Genomic DNA, 21,392 nt, shown 5'->3' with positions numbered 1-21,392 from the left:
GGTATTCCCATGGGTAAGAATCCGTTCTTCGAAACGGTGGCCGAGGCTCAGCGTCGCGCGAAGAAGCGCCTGCCGAAATCGGTGTACGCGGCGCTGATCGCCGGTTCCGAACGCGGTGTGACGGTCGACGACAACATCGCGGCGTTCGGTGAGCTGGGGTTCGCCCCCCACGTCGTCGGGCTGTCCGACAAGCGCGAGCTGTCCACGACCGTGATGGGACAGCAGATTTCGCTGCCCGTCCTGATATCCCCGACCGGCGTGCAGGCGGTACACCCCGACGGTGAGGTTGCCGTGGCACGCGCGGCGGCGGCGCGGGGAACGGCGATCGGTCTGAGCTCGTTCGCCAGCAAGTCCGTCGAGGAGGTCACGGCGGCGAATCCGCAGACCTTCTTCCAGATGTACTGGGTGGGCAGCCGCGACGTGCTGATCCAGCGGATGGAACGGGCCCGCGCCGCGGGTGCGACCGGGCTGATCATCACCACCGACTGGTCGTTCTCGTACGGTCGCGACTGGGGCAGCCCGGCCATCCCCGAGAAGATGGACCTCAAGGCGATGCTCCAATTCGCGCCGGAGGGCATCACCCGCCCGAAGTGGCTGTACGAGTTCGCGAAGACCCGCAAGATCCCCGACCTGACCACCCCGAACCTGGCGCAGCCCGGTCAGGAACCGCCCACGTTCTTCGGCGCCTACGGCGAGTGGATGCAGACGCCGCTGCCGACGTGGGACGACATCGCGTGGCTGCGGGAGCAGTGGGGGGGCCCGTTCATGCTCAAGGGCGTCATGCGGATCGACGACGCCAAGCGCGCGGTCGACGCCGGTGTCACCGCGATCTCCGTCTCCAATCACGGCGGGAACAACCTCGACGGCACCCCCGCGCCGATCCGTGCGTTGCCGGCCATTGCGGAGGCCGTGGGCGACCAGGTCGAGGTGCTCCTCGACGGTGGTATCCGACGCGGCAGCGACGTCGTCAAGGCCGTCGCGCTCGGCGCGCGGGCGGTGATGATCGGCCGCGCGTATCTGTGGGGCCTCTCGGCCAACGGTCAGGCCGGTGTCGAGAACGTCCTCGACGTCCTCCGCGGCGGCATCGACTCGGCACTGCTGGGGCTGGGGCACTCGAACATCCACGACCTCACCCCGTCCGACGTCGTGATCCCACCCGGATTCGCTCGCGTGCTCGGCGCCGAATCCTGATCCACGAACGGCGTAGATGTCTGCGCAACTGACAGACCCGATCACCCTGGCCGGACGCGATGCCCGGTCCAGGGTGCTTCTGGGTCCGCATACCACCAATCTGGGTGTGCGAAGAGCATTTTCACCGCGCCACGTCGCGTATTACGGGCGGCGGGCGCGGGGCGGGGCCGGGATCGTCGTCACGGAGGTGGCGTCGGTCCACGCCTCCGACTGGCCGTACGAGCGGGCCCCGCTGGCGTCCGACTGCGCCGACGGGTGGCGGGACGTGGTCGCGGTGTGTCGCCCGCACGGCACACTCGTGCTGGCCGGGCTGGGGCACACCGGACTGCAGGGGTCGAGCGCGTACTCGCAGGCGGTGCTGTGGGGACCGTCGGCAGTTGCCGACGTGATCTCCCGTGAGATGCCGATGCAGATGGGGCAGGCGGAGATCGACGGCCTCGTCGACGCTTTCCGTGCCGCGGCCGCCGCGGCCGTCGCCGCCGACGTGGACGGTGTCGAGATCGACGCCGGGCCGAGAAGTCTGTTGCGGCAGTTCCATTCGGACCTCACCAACCTGCGTGACGACGCCTACGGCGCGGACCCGTTGCGGCTCACCCGTGACGTCCTCGCCGCCGTCCGGGACGAGCTGGGACCGGGCCGGGTCCTGTCCCTGCGTCTGAGCTGCGACGAGGAGACGTCGTGGGCGGGGATCACACCGTCGATCGCTGCCGGGCACGCACGCCGACTGGCCGACGCCCTCGACCTGCTCGTGGTGGTACGGGGCGGCCCGCTGTCGCCGAACGCCTACCGTCCCGACTTCCACCGGCCGCCGTCGTTCAATACCGAACTGTGCCGCGGAATCCGTGACGCGGTTGCCGGCGCGGTCCCCGTCGTGCTGCAGGGCAGCGTGATCGATCCGTCCGACGCCCGGCACGCGCTCGCCGACGGGATCGCCGACGTCGTCGAGATGACGCGCGCCCAGATCGCGGATCCGGACCTCGTCGTCAAGATCCGGCGCGGCGCCGCGCCGCGGCCGTGCGTCCTGTGCAACCAGACCTGCCAGGTTCTCGACCCCCGCAATCCCGTCGTCACGTGCATCGGCAACCCGAGCGCCGGACACGAGACCGTCGATCCTCCCGGCGAGTCCGCGGACGGTGCGGTCGGCGCGGTGCTGGTGGTCGGCGGCGGTCCGGCGGGGCTCGAAGCGGCCCGCGTGCTCGCCCGTCGGGGCCACCGGGTCACCGTGGCGGAGGCGTCGGCCCGTCTCGGCGGGATGGTCCGGGCCGCCGCTGCCACTGCGCGGCACCTCGGGGCGCTGACCCACTGGCTCGAGGGCGAATGCCGGAGACTGGGAGTCGAATTCCGTCTGGGTTCCGCCGTCTCGGATGCCGAATTGGACGCCGCGGAACGCGCGGGCGCGGCGGTGGTCCTCGCGACCGGCAGCAGGCCGAGGCCGCTGCCGTTCCCCGTCGACGGGAGCGTCCGGTGCCTGGGCGCAGCGGAACTGACGGACGGCGCCGCGCTGCCGGCCGGCCCCCATGTCGTCTTCGACCCGGTGGGGGGACCGATCGGCGTGGCGGCCGCCGAATGGCTGGCGGCGCGGGAACGGGCGGTGAGCATCGTGACCCAGGATTCGGTGGCCGGCTCGCGACTGGGAATGACCGGGGACCTCGCCGACGCCAACGCCCGCCTGCAACGGGCCGGGGTCACCCGCCACCTCGACAGCCGCATCGTGTCGGTCGACGACGCCGGACTGCGGCTGGTCGACCGCCATACCGGGGAAGAGTCGGTGGTGCCGTGCGCCGTGCTGATCGACTGCTCGCACCGACTCCCCGAGGACACGCTCGCCTCGACCCGCCCGGACGCGGTGCGGGCAGGCGATTGCGTGGCCCCCCGCACGCTGCTGGAGGCGGTCCGGGAGGGCCGCGCCGAGGCGCAGAACGTGACCGCACGCAGACGGTCCGATTTCGACCACCATTCGCTCACCCTCGTCACCGAGAGATAGGACTCTTCCATGGGACAGTTCGACGGCAAGGTCGCGTTCATCACCGGGGCTGCCCGCGGGCAGGGGCGGACGCATGCGGTGCGATTGGCGCGGGAGGGCGCGGCGATCATCGCCGTCGACATCTGCGGACCGGTGTCGGAGTACAACACGTATGAGCCCGCGACCGCGGACGACCTGGCCGAGACGGTGCGGTTGGTGGAATCCGAGGGCGGCAAGATCGTCGCGGAGCAGGCGGACGTGCGCGACAGCGCCGCGCTGAAGGCCGTCGTGGACCGGGGCGTCGAACAGTTCGGCCGCCTCGACATCGTGATCGCCAACGCCGGCATCTGCAATTGGAACCGCTTCTGGGAGATGCCCGACGAGCAGTGGGAGACGCTGATCGACGTGAATCTCACCGGCGCGTGGAAGACGTTGAAGGCGGCGGTCCCGGCACTGATCGAGGGCGGTCGCGGAGGCTCGATCATCGTGATCAGCTCCGTCGCCGGCATCAAGCCCCTTCCGGGACAGGCGAATTACGCCGCCTCCAAGTTCGGGCTGGTGGGGCTGACTCAGACCGCGGCGAAGGAGCTCGGTGAATACGGCATCCGGGTCAACTCCATTCACCCGTACGGCGTGAAGACGCCGATGGGGACGGACCCCGGCAGCCTCGTGATCCTCGAGAAGCACCCGCACTACATGTCGAGCTTCGGCACCATCCTCACCGAGCATCCGCTTGCGGATACCGACGACATCACCGATGCCGTGATGTGGCTGGCCGGAAACGGTTCGCGGCGGGTGACGGGCAGTCAGGTCGCCGTCGACATGGGCAACACGAAGGTGTGAGCACGTCCGGGTACCGCCACCTGTTCACCCGATTGCGTCTGGGACCGCTGACCCTGCGCAATCGGGTGGTCTTCTCCGCGCATCTCACGGGGTATGCCGTGGACGGGCTGCCCACCCCGCAGCACGCCGCCTACTACGCGGCGCGGGCGAAGGGTGGTGCGGGCCTGATCATCTCCGAGGAACACGCCACGCACCCCGGCGACTGGCCGTACGAGAAGGTGATCGCGGGCTACCGGCCCGAGGTCGTCCCGGGGTACCGGCGGATCACCGACGCGGTCCACGAGCACGGTGTCCCGATCCTGGCTCAGGTCAATCACAACGGCGGTCAGGGATCGAGCATGTACTCGCGGCGTCCGCTGTGGGCGCCGAGCGCCGTCCCCGACCCACTGTTCCGCGAAGTTCCCAAGGCGGTCGATCAGCGGGAGATCCGGGCGCTCGTCGACGGGTATGCGCGCGTGGCCGAGCACTGCGTCCGGGGCGGATTCGACGGGATCGAATTGCAGTGCTCCCATTCGTCGCTGGTGCGCAGTTTCCTCGCCCCCGCGACGAATCAGCGCACCGACCGGTACGGCGGGTCTCTCGCCAACCGTGCCCGGTTCCTTCTCGAGGTGGTCGCGGCCGTGCGCGCGGCGATCGGCCCGGACCACGCGCTCGGTGTGAGACTCGCGGGGGAGGACCTGTTCGACGGCGGTGTGCGTCTCGACGAGGCGGTCGAGGTGGCCGCTCTCGTCGAAGCGGACGGCCGGGTCGACTACCTCAACACGTCGATCGGAATGGCCACCGAGACGCTGCACATGATCGAGGCGTCCATGGCCGTCCCGCGTGGGTACGCGTTATTCGTCCCGAACGCGATCCGGCGACGAGTCGGCCTCCCGGTGGTGGGTGTCGGCCGGTTCACGGATCCACACCAGGCCGACCGGGCGCTGGACGAGGGGCACTGCGACCTGATCGGCGTGGTGCGCGGGCAGATCGCCGACCCCGACTTCGCGGCGAAGGCACTCGCCGGCCAGGAGGACGAGATCCGCACGTGCCTGGCGTGCAATCAGGAATGTGTCGGCCGCATGGGATTGGGCCGGTGGCTGGGGTGCGTCGTGAACCCGCGCGCGGGACGGGAATCGATCCCGTTGCCCGAGCCCGTGGTTCGCGGCAGGCGAGTGGTCGTGGTCGGCGGCGGTCCCGCCGGGCTGAAGGCTGCTGCAACCGCGGCGCAGCGGGGTCACGATGTGACGCTGTTCGAACGCGCAACCGTGCTCGGTGGGCAGGTCCGGACGGCGGCGGTCGTGCCGGGGCGCCGCGAGTTCGCCGAACTGGTCGCCGATCTGGAATCGGAATGCCGGCGGAACGGGGTCGACGTCCGCATCGGCACCGACGCGACCGCGGAGACCGTCGCCGGGGAGCGTCCCGACGTGGTGGTGGTCGCGACCGGGGCACGCCCGCAGCGTCCGCGCTGGGCGGGTACACGGCACCGGGTCGTCGACGTCCGCGACGTTCTGGAGGGCCGCGCCAATCCGTCCGGGACGGTGCTGGTGGTCGACGAACTCGGATTCCACCAGGGCACGTCCGTCGCGGAGTTCCTCGCCGACGCGGGCTGTGCGGTCACGATCTGCACACCCGGGATGATCGTCGGCCAGGATCTCGGGATCACGCTCGACCTGGAGGGGTGGAAGCGGCGTGCGCATCGCAAGGGCATCACCCAGGTCACGGACGTCGTGCCGACCGGGTGCGAAGACGCCGACGGACGGACGGTCATCACGTTGCTGCACCACCCGACCGGTCGGCTCACGGAGCTCGGCGTCGACTGGGTGGTGTCCTCCGCGCATCAGCAGCCCGAAGACGGTCTCTGGAAAGACTTGGCCGACAGTGGAATCGAGGCGTACCGAGTCGGCGACGCCCTGGCGCCCCGTCGTGCGCACTCCGCCGTCGTCGAGGGGGAGCGGGTCGCCCTGGCGCTCTGAGCGGCCGGCTCCGGGCTCCTGGCGCCGGCACCCGGATCCGCGTCGCCTAGCATCGGAGGATGTCTCATTCCGGACACCTCGACGATGCGGTGTGGCCCGAACTCGTGTCCCGGGCGTCGACGGTCGTGGTCCCGGTCGGCTCCCTCGAGCAGCACGGCCCGCATCTGCCACTCGACACGGACACCACCATCGCCGACGCCGTGTCCCGCGCGCTGCCCCACGTGCTGGTGGCACCCCCGATCGCCTACGGCGCGAGCGGCGAGCACGAGGGATTCCCCGGAACCGTCTCGCTCGGCGCGGAGGCACTGGAGACCGTCCTGGTCGAGTACGGACGGTCCGCGTGCCGGTGGGCCGACCGGGTGCTCTTCGTCAACGGCCACGGGGGAAACGGACCCGCGCTGGTCAAGGCTGTCGCCTTGCTTCGATACGAGGCCCGCGACGTGGCCTGGGTGCCCTGCGCGGTCCCCGGCGCCGACGCGCATGCCGGACGTACGGAAACGTCCTTGTTGCTGCACCTTTCACCCGGTCGGGTCAGGTTGTCCAGGGCCGAAGCCGGTAATACGGAACCGGTCGCGAGGTTGATGCCAAGACTGCGCGAAGGCGGTATGGTCGCCGTGTCGGCCAACGGCGTGCTCGGTGACCCGACGAGCGCAACGGCGGCGGAGGGGGCGCAGAACTTCGGCGTACTCGTCGACACAGTCACCAAGGCACTTGCCCGGTGGGAACCGGGCCACGATGGGAGGCTCCAATGACCCGCGCGGGCGTCCTCGAGTCGCCGAGGGCGAATTTCCGGCATGTTCCCGCGTTTTATTTCCGGCATGCCCTGCCAGCGGTCTCCGACCCGCATACGATCGACTGATGCGCCAAGCTCGTCTTCCCGATGGATTCGGGATCCGAATCGACCCCAAGGTACGCGCATACTCCGGAGGTCGAGTGCTCATCGGCGGTTCGCCGACTCGGATGTTGAAGCTGGCCCCCACCGCCGCGGCCATGATCGGCGACGGCTACCTCGAGGTCGTGGATCCGCAGTCCGCGGTGGTCGCACGCCGCCTCCTCGACTCGGGTGTCGCGAACCCGCGACCGATGAGTACTCCGTCACCGCGGGACGTCACCGTAGTCATTCCGGTGAAGAACAATGCGTCCGGACTGCATCGGGTACTGGCGTCACTCCGCGGACTGGACGTGGTCGTCGTGGACGACGGCTCCGACGTCCCGATCGTCGCCCCCGCTTTGCAGAACGGGTGCGGTGGCCGGGTCACCGTCCTTCGCCACGAGACGGCCAAGGGCCCGGCGGCGGCGCGAAACACCGGTCTGCGTTACGCCGCAACTCCGTTCGTGGCGTTCCTCGACTCCGACGTCCTGCCCCGAACGGGCTGGATCGAGGTCATGCTCGGTCACTTCAGCGATCCCGCGGTCGCGCTGGTCGCTCCGAGGATCGTCGCGCTCGAACCCGAGGCCAGCACGCTCGCGCGGTACGAGCACGCCCGGTCCTCCCTCGACCTGGGGCGTAAGGAGTCCGCGGTCCAGTCCGGCGGTCCGGTGTCGTATGTCCCGAGCGCCGCGATGATCGCCCGGCGTGAGGTCCTCGACGAGTTCGGCGGCTTCGACGAGTCCATGCACGTGGCCGAGGACGTCGACCTGTGCTGGCGACTCCAGGAGTCCGGTTGGCGCCTGCGCTACGAGCCGGTGGCCCACGTTGCGCACGATCACCGGGTGATGTTCGGAAAGTGGTTCGGCCGCAAGCTGTTCTACGGCACCGGTGCGGCGCCGCTCGCGGCGAGGCATGAGGGCATGGTCCCGCCGCTGTCGATGTCGCCGTGGACGTTCTTCGCCTGTATCGCCGCCGCCACGTGCACCCGGCTGGGTCTCCTCGGCGCCGTCGCCACCCTCGCGATGATGGTGGTGCGCCTGCGCCGCATGTTCACCGGTCTCGACCAGCCGACCCGCATCGCGGCCATCCTCGCAGCCCAGGGTTTTGCCGGCGGGGCGTGGCAGCTGGCCTCCGCGATGTGTCGTCATTACTGGCCCGTCACGCTCGCGGCGGTGCTGCTGTCGAAACGGATTCGCCGCATCGCCTTCGCCGTCGCCGTCGCGGAGGGCGTCGCCGACTGGGTGACGCACCGGGAACCCGGGGGCCTGGGACCGGTGCGGCACACGGTGTTCAAGCGGTTGGACGACGTCGCGTACGGCGCCGGCCTCTGGAAGGGTGCCCTCGCCGCCCGTGACCTCGACGCGTTGAAGCCCCGGTTGAAGTCGTAGTGGCCGATCCGATTGACGCCGCCGACGTCGTGGTCGTCGGCGGCGGTTCGAGTGGATGCGTGGTGGCCGCCCGGCTCAGTGAGAATCCGGCACGATCGGTACTCCTCCTCGAGTCGGGACCCGGGTACCGGTCGGCCGTCGATTGTCCCGTGCTCGACTACCGGACGTTGCCGGTCGGTCCGGGTAGCGCGTTCACGGAGACGTACGGTGTGGAATTGGCGCCGAGTGTGCCCTCGGCCATGGTGCGCGGTCGCGTTCTCGGCGGTTCGGGAGCCGTCAACGGCGCCTACTTCGTCCGCGCGACGGAAGCGGATTTTCGGCACTGGCCCGCGTCGTGGTCGTACGAGAACGTCTTGCCGGTCTTCCGGGCACTCGAGCGCGACGCCGACTTCGACGACGATCGGCACGGCACCACCGGGCCGATGCCCGTGCGCAGGCAGTCCGCGGAGCAACTGAGCGAGATCAGCGCAGCGTTCTGCGCAGCGGCGGTCGGGGCCGGGCATCCGGAGGAACCCGACAAGAACGGCGCAGGCGCCGGCGGGATCGGACCCGTCCCGCTCAATATCGACGGCGGCCGCCGGGTCGGCACGGCCGCCGCCTATCTGCTGCCGGCGTGGGAGCGTCCCAACCTGACGGTCGAGACCAGCGCGGGCGTCGTCCGAATTCTGTTCTCCGGTACGGAGGCCGTCGGCGTGGAGGTCGAGTCCGGCGGCGTGCGGCGCACCGTTCACGCGGGCCGTGTGGTGCTGGCAGCCGGCGCCGTCGAAACGCCGGTGCTGCTGATGCGTTCGGGAGTGGGTCCGTCGGAACACCTGAGGGACAATGGCATTCCGGTGATCGTCGACCTGCCGGGAGTCGGCACCGATTTCAGCGATCACCCGGAAGTCGCTCTGCCGTACCGCATCAGGACCGCCCTCCGGCGCAGCGACACGAGCCCGGTCGTCGAGACGGTCCTGAACGTCGGCGACCTCGAGATCCGTCCGTACACCGCGCCGTTCGACGTGCTCGTCCCCGGTTCGGGGCAGCCCGATCCGATCCTCGGGATCGGGCTCATGGCGGCGGAGAGCCGGGGCGACATCCGGCTCACATCGCGACACCGGCACGACCGTCCGCGGATCGAATACCGTTACGCGCAATCCGCCTCCGATCGGCGGGCGCTCCGGGAGGGGCAGGCCATCGGACTGGAGCTGCTCCACTCGCGCGAGCTCGGCTCGCTCCTCGTGCCGCTGTCCGAGGAGGTGTCCGATCGCTCGGTGCTCGCCCATCTGGGGACGTCGCTGCACCTGAGTGGCAGCTGCCGGATGGGGGAGAGCGCAGACGCGGGGGCCGTGGTGGACGAACGATGCGACGTCAGGGGAGTGACGGGGTTGACGCTCGCCGACACCTCCGTGTTCCCGGTGGTCCCGAGCCGTGGACCGCACGCCACGGCGGTCATGGTCGCGGAGCGGGTCGGTACCTTCCTGAGGGAGTGACCGGGGCCGAAGGAGTGATCGGGGCGACGACCCAACCCCGTGTGACCCGGGTTACAGTAGGCAGAGACGCCGTGGAGGAGTTCGATGCAGAGTCAACCGCCCACAGGGGGCAATCCGTGGGTTGCCGTGCGCCCTGGAGACGACGTCGCGATGCTGGCACGCAGGGTGTCCTCGGCGCACCAGTTGTTCGTCGATCGGCACGCACCCGCAGGTCGTGCCCCGGAGGGCGAGGGAAATTCCGTCCGTTCCGTCATCCTCGACTCGTGGATGCGGAGCACCAGCAAGGGCGTGAACCCGGACGGGTCGGCCCGCGCGGTCGATCTGGCGGCCGCGGATCTCGCCACGTACCGGGCGTCGCACCCGATGTCGATCATCCGCCCGGTGGTGCGCAAGCTTCTCGTCGAGGATGCCGCCGACACGGGACTGCTGGTGGCCATCACCGACGAGAAGGGGCAGTTGCTGTGGGTCGAGGGCGATTCGTCGGCCAAGGACCGGGCGCTGGAGATGAACTTCGTCGAGGGCGCCGACTGGAGTGAGGACACCGTCGGCACCAACGCGCCGGGCACCGCGCTGGCACTCGACCATTGTGTGCAGATCTTCGGCGCCGAGCATTTCAGCCGGTCGGTGCACGACTGGAGTTGCTCGGCGGCGCCCGTGCACGACCCGGCGACGGGGTTGATCGTCGGCGCCATCGACATCACCGGGGGTCCCCGGGTGGCGGTGCCCGAGGTGCTGTCGCTGATCAGGGCCACCGTCGCGGCCGCCGAGGCGGAACTGCGCCTGCACCTGCTGCGGTCGCCGCAACCGCTCGTCGAGACGGCGCTGCGGTTGGAGGTGCTGGGCTCGGGACGCCCGACGTTGGTGCGGGGAGCCGACCGCATCCCGTTGTCGCAGCGGCACGCGGAGATCCTCCTGCTCCTCGCCGAGCATCCCGAGGGGCTGAGTTCCGACCGCCTCGCGGTCCTGCTCGACGAGAACGAACTCGACGCAGTCACCATTCGAGCCGAGATGTCGCGTCTGCGAAAGGTTTTCGGTCCCGCCAACCTCGGCTCGCGACCCTATCGACTGCTCGCCGAATTGACGTCGGACGTCCGGCAGGTGCGCGGCGCCCTGGACCGGGGTGAGCTCGCCGCCGCCCTCGACGTCTACTCGGGCCCGGTGCTCCCCGGGTCGGAGTCGCCGGGGGTGGAGGACCTGCGGGACGAACTGCGGGCCCGCGTGCAGGCGGCGCTGCTGCGGGAGGGCGATCACGGGCTGCTCGCCAAGTGGACCACCTCGGTCCACGGCCGCGAGGACGTGGCCGCGTGGGAGGCGTATCTCGCCGGACTCGACCCGCGTTCACCCCTGTACGCGCAGGTCAAGTCCAGGATCGATCTGTTCGATCGGCAGTACGCAACGTAGTTGCAACGGTACGGTCCCTAGTGTTGTGAGTCACACCGAGAAAGTTCACCCGAGTTTCACGACACCAGGGAGTTATCGATGACCGTGTATGCCCGCCCGGGTTCGCCCGACGCCGTCATGTCCTTCCAATCGCGTTACGACAACTGGATCGGCGGCCAGTGGGTTGCGCCCGTCAAGGGCCAGTACTTCGAGAATCCGACACCGGTCACCGGGCAGCCGTTCTGCGAGGTCGCGCGTTCGACGTCGGAAGACATCGAACTCGCACTCGACGCCGCACACGCCGCGGCTCCGGCCTGGGGCAAGACGTCGGTGGCCGAGCGCGCCATCATCCTGAACAAGATCGCGGACCGCATCGAGGAGAACCTCGAGTCCATCGCGCTCGCCGAGTCCTGGGACAACGGCAAGCCGATCCGCGAGACCCTGAACGCCGACATTCCGTTGGCGATCGACCACTTCCGGTACTTCGCCGGCGCGATCCGCGCCCAGGAAGGCGCCCTGTCGGAGATCGACTCCGACACCGTCGCCTACCACTTCCACGAGCCGCTCGGCGTCGTCGGGCAGATCATTCCGTGGAACTTCCCGATCCTCATGGCCGTGTGGAAGCTCGCTCCCGCCCTCGCCGCGGGTAACGCGGTCGTCCTCAAGCCCGCCGAGCAGACCCCCGCGTCGATCCTGCATCTGATCTCCGTCATCGGCGACCTGCTCCCGGCCGGCGTGGTGAACATCGTCAACGGCTTCGGCGTCGAGGCAGGCAAGCCGCTCGCCTCGAGCCCGCGGATCCGGAAGATCGCGTTCACCGGCGAGACCACCACGGGCCGCCTCATCATGCAGTACGCGTCGCAGAACCTGATCCCGGTCACCCTCGAACTCGGTGGCAAGAGCCCCAACATCTTCTTCTCCGACGTCCTGTCCTCCAACGACGACTACCAGGACAAGGCGCTCGAAGGCTTCACGATGTTCGCTCTCAACCAGGGCGAGGTGTGCACCTGCCCGTCGCGTTCGCTGATCCAGGAAGACATCTTCGACGAGTTCCTCGCGATGGCGGCCATCCGCACCAAGGCGGTCCGTCAGGGCGATCCGCTCGACACCGACACGATGATCGGCGCGCAGGCGTCCAACGACCAGCTCGAGAAGATCCTGTCGTACATCGAGATCGGCAAGGGCGAAGGCGCCAAGGTCGTCACCGGTGGCGAGCGTGCCGAGCTCGGCGGCGACCTGTCCGGCGGCTACTACGTGCAGCCGACCATCTTCACCGGTCAGAACAAGATGCGGATCTTCCAGGAGGAGATCTTCGGACCCGTCGTGTCCGTGACGTCGTTCAAGGACTACGACCAGGCCATCGAGATCGCCAACGACACGTTGTACGGCCTCGGGGCCGGCGTGTGGTCCCGCGACGGTGGGGTCGCGTACCGGGCCGGTCGCGACATCCAGGCCGGGCGGGTGTGGACCAACACGTACCACCAGTACCCCGCGCACGCCGCGTTCGGTGGCTACAAGCAGTCGGGCATCGGCCGCGAGAACCATCTGATGATGCTCGAGCACTACCAGCAGACCAAGAACCTGCTGGTCAGCTACGCCCAGAAGGCTCAGGGCTTCTTCTGATGGACGTACCCCGGGCGCCTCAGCGCCTGAAGGCAACCGCAGGGGCGGTGGAGCTTCTCTGCCGCCTCGGCGGTACCCACGGGGCGCTGATGATGCATCAGTCCGGTGGATGCTGCGACGGCTCCGCGCCGATGTGCTACCCGGACGGGGAATTCATCGTCGGCGACCGGGACGTGCTGCTCGGTGTCCTCGACCTGCGACTCGGTGTCGGGGAGACCCCGTCCAGCAGGCCCGAGGATGCCGACGCGGTGCCCGTGTGGATCTCCGGTTCCCAGTTCGAGGCGTGGAAGCACACCCAGCTGGTGCTCGACGTGGTGCCCGGTCGCGGATCGGGTTTCAGCCTCGAAAGCCCGGAAGGCATGCGCTTCCTCAGCCGTGCGCGTGCCTTCACCCCGGAGGAGAACACCATCCTCGCCTCGGAGGACGTCATCGTGGGCGAGCGGTGGGAGCAGGGCTGGAGGCCCGCACCGTCACCCGAACCGCAAGTGGTCGCAGAAGCCGTCGACGCATGTCCCGTGCCCGCTCGCCGCCCGGGCTCCTAGCGCCCGAAGTTCACTGCGACCGCGGTTTTTACGTCGTGGTCACGTTCCGCTGACACGACGTGTACACAGCTCATTCACCATTGGCCTCGGCCGTTCGGCGCCGTTTTCGAGCGGCGCCGTCGAGGCAACATTCGGATCGACGTAGGGGACGGAATGTCACTCGTAGAACCATCCAAGAATTCCGGAACCGGGCAACATCACGATGCTGCCGACTTCCACTCGGAAGATAGTAGTTATCTCGAAAAACGCACACTCCGAAAGGGTTCGGCGGGGTGGGTGCTCCTCGCCGGCCTCGGCGTCAGCTACGTGATCTCCGGCGACTACGCCGGATGGAACAACGGACTGGCCGAGGGCGGATTCGGTGGCCTGCTGATCGCCGGCGTCGTCATCGCCGGAATGTACCTCACGATGGTCCTGGGCATGGCGGAGATGTCGTCGGCCCTTCCCGCCGCGGGCGGTGGCTACACATTCGCCCGGCGCGCGCTCGGCCCGTGGGGCGGATTCGCCACCGGCACGGCCATTCTCATCGAATACGCGATCGCACCGGCCGCCATCGCGACGTTCATCGGCAGCTACGTCGAATCGCTGAATTTGTTCGGGATCACCGACGGGTGGTGGGTGTACCTGGCGGTCTACGCCATCTTCATCGGAATCCACCTCACAGGTGCCGGCGAGGCCCTCAAGGCGATGTTCGTGATCACCGCGATCGCACTGGTGGGTCTCGTCATCTTCGCGATCTCCGCGATCGGCCTGTTCGACGCGAGCAACCTCACCGACATCGCCGCGACCGACGCCGCGGGGGCATCGAGTTTCCTGCCGTTCGGCGCATTCGGCATCTGGGCGGCGGTCCCGTTCGCGATCTGGTTCTTCCTGGCCGTCGAGGGCGTGCCGCTGGCAGCGGAGGAGGCGCGCGAACCGGAGAAGAACGTTCCGCGCGGAATCATCATCAGCATGCTCGTCCTCATCGTCACGGGCGCCTCGGTCCTGTTCCTCGCGACCGGTGCGCTGGGCGCCGAGAGCCTGTCCACGTCGGGCAACCCGCTGGTCGAGGCGCTCGGCGACGGCACCGCGGCGAAGGTCGTCAACTACATCGGACTCGCCGGCCTCGTCGCCAGCTTCTTCTCGATCATGTACGCGTATTCGCGACAGACGTTCGCGCTGTCCCGCGCCGGATACCTGCCGACGAACCTGTCGATCACCAACTCGCGGAAGGCGCCCACGCTCGCACTCATCGTGCCCGGTGTCATCGGCTTCGTCCTCTCTCTGACCGGTGAAGGCGCGATGCTCCTCAACATGGCGGTGCTCGGCGCAGCGGTCAGCTACGTGCTGATGATGGTCAGCCACATCGTCCTCCGCAGGCGCGAGCCGGAGATGAAGCGGCCTTACCGGACACCCGGCGGCATCGTCACCACGTCGTTCGCGCTCGTCATCGCGGCCGCCGCCGTGATCGCCACCTTCCTCGTCGATCCCGTCGCCGCACTGTGGACCCTCGGCGCGTTCGCGGCCTTCATGGCCTACTTCGGCCTGTACAGCCGCCACCATCTCGTTGCCAATTCGCCCGACGAGGAGTTTGCTGTTCTTGCGAAGGCAGAGGAAGAACTGGAATGACCACCTACAGCCACGGGATAGCCGGAACCGGGTACACGTTCGACGGCCTCGTCGACCTCATGGCCAAGGCGACGCCGCTGCGCAGCGGTGACGAACTCGCCGGATGCGCGGCGTCCTCGGACGCCGAACGCGCTGCAGCGCAGTGGGCGCTGGCCGATGTCCCACTGGGCACGTTCCTGAACGAACTCGTCGTGCCGTACGAGGACGACGAGGTCACCCGGCTCATCATCGATTCGCACGACCGGGTCGCGTTCGGCGAGATCTCCCACCTCACGGTGGGCGGCCTGCGCGACTGGCTGCTCGATGTCGCGGCGCGGGACGGCGCGGCCGAGACGTTCCGCCGCGTCGCCCCGGGCCTCACGCCGGAGATGGTCGCGGCGGTCAGCAAGATCATGCGCAACCAGGACCTCATCGCGGTCGCGCGGGCGGTCACCGTCACCGCCGGATTCCGGACGACGCTCGGTGTGCCCGGGCACCTGGGCACCCGGCTTCAGCCCAACCATCCCACCGACGACCCGCGCGGAATCGCGGCGGCCACGCTCGACGGCCTGTTGCTCGGCTGCGGCGACGCCGTGATCGGAATCAACCCGGCCACCGATTCGCCGCACGCCACCGCCGAACTCCTGCACCTGCTCGACGACATCCGGCAGCGCTTCGACATTCCCGCGCAGTCGTGCGTGCTGTCGCACGTGACGACCACGATGGGGCTGATCGAGGAAGGCGTTCCCGTCGACCTGGTGTTCCAGTCCATCGCCGGAACGCAGGGCGCCAATTCCAGTTTCGGCGTCGACATCGCCTTGCTCCGTGAGGCCAACGCGGCCGGCCGGTCGCTGAAGCGCGGAACCGTCGGCGACAACGTCATGTACCTCGAAACGGGGCAGGGTTCGGCGCTCAGCGCGGGAGCCCACCTCGGCACCGGCGGCAGGCCCGTCGACCAGCAGACCCTCGAGACCAGGGCGTACGCCGTGGCCCGGGATCTCGAACCGCTGCTGATCAACACGGTGGTCGGGTTCATCGGACCGGAGTACCTGTACGACGGCAAGCAGATCATCAGGGCCGGGCTCGAGGACCATTTCTGCGGAAAACTCCTGGGCCTGCCGATGGGGGTCGACGTCTGCTACACCAATCACGCCGAGGCCGACCAGGACGACATGGACACCCTGCTCACCCTGCTCGGTGTCGCGGGCGCCGCCTTCGTCATCGCGGTGCCCGGCGCGGACGACGTCATGCTCGGATACCAGAGTCTGTCGTTCCACGACGCGCTGTACGCCCGCCAAGTGCTCGGACTGCGGCCGGCGCCGGAATTCGAGGAGTGGATGCGCCGGCTCGGCATGGTCGACGACGCGGGCCGGGTCCTGCCGGTCGATGCCGCGGCGTCGCCGCTTCGCGCGCTGACGGGGGCACGATGAGCGATCCTGTGGTGCACGACTTCTGGGCGGAACTGCGGGCCACCACGCAGGCGCGTATCGGTCTCGGCCGCACCGGCGACGCCCTCCCCACCCAGCGCGTCCTCGAATTCCGGTCGGCGCACGCCGCGGCACGCGACGCCGTCCACCAACCGCTCGACGCGCAGGCGCTGGCCGAGCAGGTCGAGGCCGTGGGACTCGGGAAGCCGGTGGTCGTGACGAGTCAGGCGTCGGATCGGAGCGAATACCTCCGCAGGCCCGACCTCGGTCGCACGCCCGCGGACCTGTCCGCGGTTCCCGCGGGACACGCCGAGGTGGGATTCGTCCTCGCCGACGGGTTGTCGCCCCGGGCGCTCACCGATCACGGGGTGTCGCTGCTGTCCGCGCTGGTCGACGAATTCGGCGGAACGTATTCGCTGGCACCACCGGTGATCGCGACCCAGGCCCGGGTGGCGCTCGGGGACCACATCGCGCAGGCCCTGGGTGTGCAGACGCTCGTCCTGCTGATCGGGGAGCGGCCGGGACTGTCGGTGGCCGACAGCGTCGGTGTCTATCTCACCCACCTCCCGCGTCCCGGACGCACCGACGCGGACCGGAACTGCGTGTCCAACATCCACCCACCCGAGGGGCTCGGCTACGAACTCGCCGCCCGCGTCGTGGCGGGTCTCGTGTCCGGCGCGAGGAAACTGGGCCGGTCCGGAGTGGAGTTGAAGGACACTTCCCGTGCGGATGCGCTGGCAGCCCCCTCGGAGATCCTCGAACTGTAGTCGTGTTATCTAAAGGGCGGCAGGTCCGACCGGGCCTGCGGAGAACCGCCCTGGACGGGGTGTGACGAGGAGAGATCTATGGCCTTCGCTGGCAATGTGGACGAGTTGGCCCTGCTGCAGGCGGTCCGGTTGAAAGAGCAGGTCAGCGCGGCGGTGCTGGCCGAACATCTCGGTGTGAGCGCCGCGTCCGCGCAGGCCGCCTACGACGCGCTGCTGACCCAGGGCAAGGCTCAGGAAGTCTCGGACGGCCGGATCGCGCTCACCGACGCCGGGCTGGCGGAGCTCGAGGACCAGCTCGACGCCGAGCGGGTGTCCATCGACGAGGATTCCATCGCCGAGGTGTACGAGAGCTTCGTTCCGTTCCACGAAGAGTTCGTCGGACTGATCGACACGGCCGACGCCGATCAGCTGGCCGATCTGGACCGCCGCGCATCCGTCGTGTTCGACGACCTGTCGGCGTTCGTGCCCCGGCTGTCCCGCTACCAGGACCTGTTTGCCGACGCTCTCGCGAAAGTCGCTGCAGGGGAGGCGAAGTGGATCTCGGAACCGGTGATCGACTCGTACGCCACCGTGTGGACCGAGCTGCGCAGGGAGCTGATCGGCGCGTCCGGCGCCACCGAGTGACGTGAGCCGCGTCACCACCCCCCTATTCGGGGGTGGTGACGCAGTGAGCCGGATCACTACTTTTCCTCTCATCCGGGATACGCCCACCAGGGCGTTCCCCACGGACCACGGAGGAATCGAGTGACCACAGTCTCCAACTCGGGTGCGGGCGCCCCCCACGCCCCCACGCCGGTGCGACAGGGCGGTACCAGCGTCCGCAAGGTCGCCATTGCCAGTGGCATCGGCACGACCATCGAGTTCTACGACTTCTTCATCTACGGCACCGCCGCAGCCCTGGTGTTCCCCACGGTGTTCTTCCCCGCCCTCGGCTCCACCGCGGGCACCGTCGCCTCCTTCGCGACATTCGCCGTGGCCTTCGTCGCCAGGCCGGTGGGCGCCATGCTGTTCGGGCACTACGGTGACCGGATCGGACGCAAGAAGACCCTGATCTCGACGCTCATCCTGATGGGCGTCTCGACCTTCCTGATCGGGTTGCTGCCCGGGGCGGCGACGATCGGGGTCGCGGCCCCGATCCTGCTGGTGCTGCTGCGTTTCGGGCAGGGATTCGCCGTCGGCGGCGAATGGGCAGGCGCCACGCTGCTGACGGCGGAGTACGCACCGCCGGGCAAACGCGGCCTCTACGCGATGTTCCCGCAACTCGGGCCCGCAGTGGCCTTCATCCTCTCCAGTGCCACGTTCCTCGTCACCGGCAGCCTGCTCGGCGACACCAACGAGGTCTTTCTCGACTACGGGTGGCGGATTCCCTTCCTGTTCAGTGCAGTCCTCGTCGGAATCGGCCTCTACATGCGGCTGGCGATCGAAGAGACGCCGGTGTTCCGTGCCGCTCAGCAGGCCGACCGGGCCGGCGCGGCCCCGCGGACCCTCCCGCTGATGGACGCCTGGCGGTTCCAGACCAAGGAGATCCTCCTCTCGGCCGGTGCGCTGGCCACCCTGTTCGCGTTCTTCTACATGGGCACGGCGTTTCTCACCAGCTACGGCACGAAGACCCTCGGGTTCAGCCGCCCGTTCGTGCTGACGGTCGGGATCGCCTCGGCGGTGGTCTTCGGATTCACCATCGTCGTCTCCGCGCTGTACTCGGACCGGATCGGACGTCGACGGGTCATCATGATCTCCTGCGGCCTGGCCGTCGTGTGGGCGCTCGTGCTGTTCCCGCTGCTCGACACGGGTTCGCCCGTCGCGTTCACGGTCGGTGTGATGATCACGCTCGCCATCTTCGGAATCGCCTACGGTCCCTGCGGCGCCCTGCTCCCGGAGATGTTCCAGACGCGGTACCGCTACACCGGTGCGGGTCTCGGCTACAACCTCGCCGGTGTGCTCGGCGGCGCGGTGCCGCCGCTGATCGCCGCGCCCCTGGCGTCCGCGTACGGCAGCGCCGCGATCGGTGTGCTGCTCGCCGTCCTCGGCGTGGTGAGCCTGGTGTGCACGAAGGCCCTGGTGGAAACGAAAGACGACGCGCTCTGACGGCGCAGGCGAGGGGTGTCCGGACTTCGCACAGTTACCGGCACCCCTCGCCGTGCAGTATGCCCTGGATCACAACAACCAAGAGTAAGTTCGACCGCGGAAGGGCCTTCCGGTCTGCCCGTCCCGTAGGCGCCTGAACAGGCTCCTGGAGAGGAAGAGTGATGACGACCCCGCTTCCCAGCTACACCCACGGCGTGTGGGACGCCCCGATGCTCGGTGAGACCATCGGAGACAACTTCGACCGGGCGGTGGCGGCCCACGCCGATCGTGACGCCCTCGTCGACCGGCCGTCGGGGCGGCGGTGGACGTACGCCGAACTGAAGCGGGACGTCGACGCCGTGGCGACGGGGTTGCTCGAGCGGGGCATCGGGAAGGGCGACCGGGTCGGGATCTGGGCGCCGAACTGCCCGGAGTGGACGCTGATCCAGTACGCGACCGCGAAGATCGGCGCGATCCTGGTCAACATCAACCCCGCCTACCGGGCGCACGAATTGAGGTACGTGCTCGACCAGGCCGGGATCCGGCTGCTGGCGTCGGCTCCGCAGTTCAAGTCGTCGGACTACGCGGCGATGATCGAGGAGGTGCGGCCGCAGTGCCCCGACCTCGAGATGGTCGTGCTGCTCGGAAGTGCGGAGTGGAGCAGGCTGGCGTCGGACGGTGCGGCCGCCCGCGCCGCGGACCCGGCCCGGCTGCCGGCGGCGCAGGCCGCGCTGTCACCCGACGACCCGATCAACATCCAATACACCTCGGGGACAACCGGGTTCCCGAAGGGGGCGACGCTCAGTCACCACAACATCCTCAACAACGGGTACTTCGTCGGCGAGTTGTGCCACTACACCGAGCAGGACCGGGTGTGCATCCCGGTGCCGTTCTACCACTGCTTCGGCATGGTCATGGGCAACCTCGCGTGCACCAGTCACGGTGCCACCATGGTGATTCCGGGGCCGTCGTTCGACCCGAAGGCGACACTACTGGCCGTCGAGGCGGAGAAGTGCACGTCGCTGTACGGGGTGCCGACGATGTTCATCGCCGAACTCGCCGACCACGACTTCGACTCCTACGACCTGTCGAGTCTGCGGACCGGGATCATGGCCGGATCGCCGTGCCCGGTGGAGGTGATGAAGCACGTCATCGAGCTGATGGGGATGGCGGAGGTCGCCATCTGCTACGGGATGACCGAGACGTCGCCGGTGTCGCTGCAGACCCGTTTCGACGACACCATCGATCAGCGGGTGTCGACGGTCGGCCGGGTGGGCCCGCACCTCGAGGTCAAGATCGTCGATCCGGCAACGGGATTGACCGTTCCGCGGGGTGAGCCGGGGGAGCTGTGCACCCGCGGGTACTCGGTGATGCTCGGGTACTGGAACAACCCGGAGAAGACGGCGGAGGCGATCGACGCGGGCCGGTGGATGCACACCGGCGACATCGGGGTGATGGATTCCGACGGGTACGTCGCGATCACCGGGCGGATCAAGGACATGGTGATCCGCGGTGGGGAGAACGTCTACCCGCGGGAGATCGAGGAATTCCTGTATACCCATCCGGACGTCCTCGACGCGCAGGTGATCGGGGTGCCCGACCCGAAGTACGGGGAGGAACTGATGGTGTGGGTGCGGATGAAGGAGGACACCGAACCCCTGGACGCGGCGAAGGTGCGCGAATTCTGCACCGGCAAACTCGCCCACTACAAGATCCCGAGGTACGTGCATGTCGTCGACGAGTTCCCGATGACCGTGACGGGCAAGGTACGCAAGGTCGAGATGCGCGAGCAGTCCCTCGACCTGATCGGGCGCACCTGACCCGCCCCCGTCAGCTGGTCCGTAGCAGCGCCGCGACGGCGTGCTGGCCGCGTCGCTCCGCGTGCTGCAGGGCCGTCCGGCCGTCGGCATCCTCGATGGCCGGATCGGCGCCCGCGCCGAGGAGCAGGCGGACGACGTCCTGGTAGCGGTCGGAGCCGTCGCCGTAGACCACCGCCTCGAGGAGTGCCGTCCAGCCCGGATCGTTGACGTGGTTCACCGGCACACCCGCCTCGACCAGCATCCGCACGGACTCGACGTTGCCGTGCTCGGCCGCCGGGATCAGCGCGCCGCCGGGATCAGCGCGGTTCCGCCGAACCGGTTGGTGTCGGTGACGTCGGCGCCGTGGTCCAGGGTGAGCGCGAGGATCTCGTTCAGCCCCTCCGCACCTGCGTACAGGAACGCCGAGTCCTCGCGGGCGTTCTTCGCGTTCACGTCGGCTCCGGCGTCGAGCAGCGCGCGCACCGCCGACGCGTCGTCACGGGCGACGGCGTCGAACAGT

At 68.9% G+C, this 21,392-nt stretch carries 18 protein-coding genes; 16 read left to right on the top strand and 2 right to left on the bottom strand.

Annotation, left to right across the window (positions count from 1 at the left end):
* Positions 1–9 precede the first annotated feature (9 nt).
* The 16 genes from mftD to ACFTWF_RS10090 all read left to right on the top strand — a co-directional run bounded on the left by mftD (position 10) and on the right by ACFTWF_RS10090 (position 20,893).
* Positions 10–1,191, top strand: coding sequence for a pre-mycofactocin synthase MftD (gene mftD / locus ACFTWF_RS10165; protein ID WP_185728826.1), 1,182 nt, complete (start codon positions 10–12; stop codon positions 1,189–1,191).
* Between the two features lie 16 nt (positions 1,192–1,207).
* Positions 1,208–3,175: a mycofactocin system FadH/OYE family oxidoreductase 1 gene (locus ACFTWF_RS10160; protein WP_378461069.1), complete on the top strand. Its 1,968-nt coding sequence runs from the start codon at positions 1,208–1,210 to the stop codon at positions 3,173–3,175.
* Between the two features lie 9 nt (positions 3,176–3,184).
* Complete coding sequence (locus ACFTWF_RS10155; RefSeq protein ID WP_378461068.1) at positions 3,185–3,997, top strand: mycofactocin-coupled SDR family oxidoreductase; 813 nt, start codon at positions 3,185–3,187, stop codon at positions 3,995–3,997.
* A complete protein-coding gene (locus ACFTWF_RS10150; RefSeq protein WP_378461067.1) occupies positions 3,994–5,952 on the top strand; it encodes a mycofactocin system FadH/OYE family oxidoreductase 2 in 1,959 nt (652 codons plus the stop codon). The genes ACFTWF_RS10155 and ACFTWF_RS10150 overlap by 4 nt, the downstream gene beginning before the upstream one ends.
* Before the next feature lie 59 nt (positions 5,953–6,011).
* Positions 6,012–6,704, top strand: a complete 693-nt coding sequence (gene mftE, locus ACFTWF_RS10145) for a mycofactocin biosynthesis peptidyl-dipeptidase MftE (protein ID WP_378461066.1) — start codon at positions 6,012–6,014, stop codon at positions 6,702–6,704.
* A 106-nt stretch (positions 6,705–6,810) separates the two neighbouring features.
* A complete protein-coding gene (mftF, locus tag ACFTWF_RS10140) occupies positions 6,811–8,211 on the top strand; it encodes a mycofactocin biosynthesis glycosyltransferase MftF (RefSeq protein WP_378461065.1) in 1,401 nt (466 codons plus the stop codon).
* The gene (gene mftG / locus ACFTWF_RS10135) at positions 8,211–9,683 is read left to right on the top strand and encodes a mycofactocin system GMC family oxidoreductase MftG (RefSeq protein WP_378461064.1); all 1,473 of its coding nucleotides are present in this window, start codon (positions 8,211–8,213) and stop codon (positions 9,681–9,683) included. The genes mftF and mftG overlap by 1 nt, the downstream gene beginning before the upstream one ends.
* A gap of 84 nt (positions 9,684–9,767) precedes the next feature.
* Entirely contained in the window at positions 9,768–11,084 is a 1,317-nt protein-coding gene (locus ACFTWF_RS10130) for a transcriptional regulator (RefSeq protein WP_378461063.1), read from the top strand.
* A gap of 78 nt (positions 11,085–11,162) precedes the next feature.
* A complete protein-coding gene (gene adh, locus ACFTWF_RS10125) occupies positions 11,163–12,686 on the top strand; it encodes an aldehyde dehydrogenase (protein WP_005239499.1) in 1,524 nt (507 codons plus the stop codon).
* Complete coding sequence (locus tag ACFTWF_RS10120; protein WP_378461062.1) at positions 12,686–13,228, top strand: DUF779 domain-containing protein; 543 nt, start codon at positions 12,686–12,688, stop codon at positions 13,226–13,228. Before adh ends, ACFTWF_RS10120 begins: the two co-directional genes overlap by 1 nt.
* A 153-nt stretch (positions 13,229–13,381) precedes the next feature.
* Positions 13,382–14,836, top strand: a complete 1,455-nt coding sequence (gene eat / locus ACFTWF_RS10115) for an ethanolamine permease (RefSeq protein WP_378461061.1) — start codon at positions 13,382–13,384, stop codon at positions 14,834–14,836.
* Entirely contained in the window at positions 14,833–16,245 is a 1,413-nt protein-coding gene (locus ACFTWF_RS10110) for an ethanolamine ammonia-lyase subunit EutB (protein WP_185728836.1), read from the top strand. Before eat ends, ACFTWF_RS10110 begins: the two co-directional genes overlap by 4 nt.
* Positions 16,242–17,009 carry an ethanolamine ammonia-lyase subunit EutC gene (gene eutC, locus ACFTWF_RS10105; RefSeq protein ID WP_378461060.1) on the top strand — a complete coding sequence of 256 codons (768 nt, stop codon included), beginning with the start codon at positions 16,242–16,244 and terminating at the stop codon, positions 17,007–17,009. The genes ACFTWF_RS10110 and eutC overlap by 4 nt, the downstream gene beginning before the upstream one ends.
* Before the next feature lie 78 nt (positions 17,010–17,087).
* On the top strand, positions 17,088–17,633 hold the full coding sequence (locus ACFTWF_RS10100; protein WP_378461059.1) for a hypothetical protein: 546 nt from the start codon (positions 17,088–17,090) through the stop codon (positions 17,631–17,633).
* Between the two features lie 120 nt (positions 17,634–17,753).
* Positions 17,754–19,094, top strand: coding sequence for an MFS transporter (locus ACFTWF_RS10095; protein ID WP_378461058.1), 1,341 nt, complete (start codon positions 17,754–17,756; stop codon positions 19,092–19,094).
* Between the two features lie 161 nt (positions 19,095–19,255).
* Positions 19,256–20,893: an AMP-binding protein gene (locus ACFTWF_RS10090; protein WP_378461057.1), complete on the top strand. Its 1,638-nt coding sequence runs from the start codon at positions 19,256–19,258 to the stop codon at positions 20,891–20,893.
* 10 nt (positions 20,894–20,903) lie between these two features.
* Here ACFTWF_RS10090 and ACFTWF_RS10085 read toward each other — a convergent pair whose 3' ends face one another.
* Positions 20,904–21,134: an ankyrin repeat domain-containing protein gene (locus tag ACFTWF_RS10085; protein WP_378461174.1), complete on the bottom strand. Its 231-nt coding sequence runs from the start codon at positions 21,132–21,134 to the stop codon at positions 20,904–20,906.
* A gap of 38 nt (positions 21,135–21,172) precedes the next feature.
* A complete protein-coding gene (locus ACFTWF_RS10080; RefSeq protein WP_378461056.1) occupies positions 21,173–21,355 on the bottom strand; it encodes a hypothetical protein in 183 nt (60 codons plus the stop codon).
* Positions 21,356–21,392: the final 37 nt, after the last annotated feature.

This window comes from Rhodococcus sp. NPDC056960 (genome assembly GCF_042674125.1).
Lineage (GTDB): Bacteria > Actinomycetota > Actinomycetes > Mycobacteriales > Mycobacteriaceae > Rhodococcus_F.
The sequence above is the reverse complement of the archived record's forward strand: the minus strand, read 5'-3'. Positions and strand labels throughout refer to the sequence as shown.

Bases quoted from the DNA above. Each gene is read 5' to 3' on its own strand.
- ACFTWF_RS10120 (WP_378461062.1), top strand. From the start codon at position 12,686: ATGGACGTACCCCGGGCGCCTCAGCGCCTGAAGGCAACCGCAGGGGCG.
- mftF (WP_378461065.1), top strand. From the start codon at position 6,811: ATGCGCCAAGCTCGTCTTCCCGATGGATTCGGGATCCGAATCGACCCC.
- mftE (WP_378461066.1), top strand. From the start codon at position 6,012: ATGTCTCATTCCGGACACCTCGACGATGCGGTGTGGCCCGAACTCGTG.
- ACFTWF_RS10110 (WP_185728836.1), top strand. From the start codon at position 14,833: ATGACCACCTACAGCCACGGGATAGCCGGAACCGGGTACACGTTCGAC.
- ACFTWF_RS10160 (WP_378461069.1), top strand. From the start codon at position 1,208: ATGTCTGCGCAACTGACAGACCCGATCACCCTGGCCGGACGCGATGCC.
- eutC (WP_378461060.1), top strand. From the start codon at position 16,242: ATGAGCGATCCTGTGGTGCACGACTTCTGGGCGGAACTGCGGGCCACC.
- mftD (WP_185728826.1), top strand. From the start codon at position 10: ATGGGTAAGAATCCGTTCTTCGAAACGGTGGCCGAGGCTCAGCGTCGC.
- ACFTWF_RS10085 (WP_378461174.1), bottom strand. From the start codon at position 21,134: ATGCTGGTCGAGGCGGGTGTGCCGGTGAACCACGTCAACGATCCGGGC.
- eat (WP_378461061.1), top strand. From the start codon at position 13,382: ATGTCACTCGTAGAACCATCCAAGAATTCCGGAACCGGGCAACATCAC.
- adh (WP_005239499.1), top strand. From the start codon at position 11,163: ATGACCGTGTATGCCCGCCCGGGTTCGCCCGACGCCGTCATGTCCTTC.
- ACFTWF_RS10100 (WP_378461059.1), top strand. From the start codon at position 17,088: ATGGCCTTCGCTGGCAATGTGGACGAGTTGGCCCTGCTGCAGGCGGTC.
- ACFTWF_RS10090 (WP_378461057.1), top strand. From the start codon at position 19,256: ATGACGACCCCGCTTCCCAGCTACACCCACGGCGTGTGGGACGCCCCG.
- ACFTWF_RS10130 (WP_378461063.1), top strand. From the start codon at position 9,768: ATGCAGAGTCAACCGCCCACAGGGGGCAATCCGTGGGTTGCCGTGCGC.
- ACFTWF_RS10155 (WP_378461068.1), top strand. From the start codon at position 3,185: ATGGGACAGTTCGACGGCAAGGTCGCGTTCATCACCGGGGCTGCCCGC.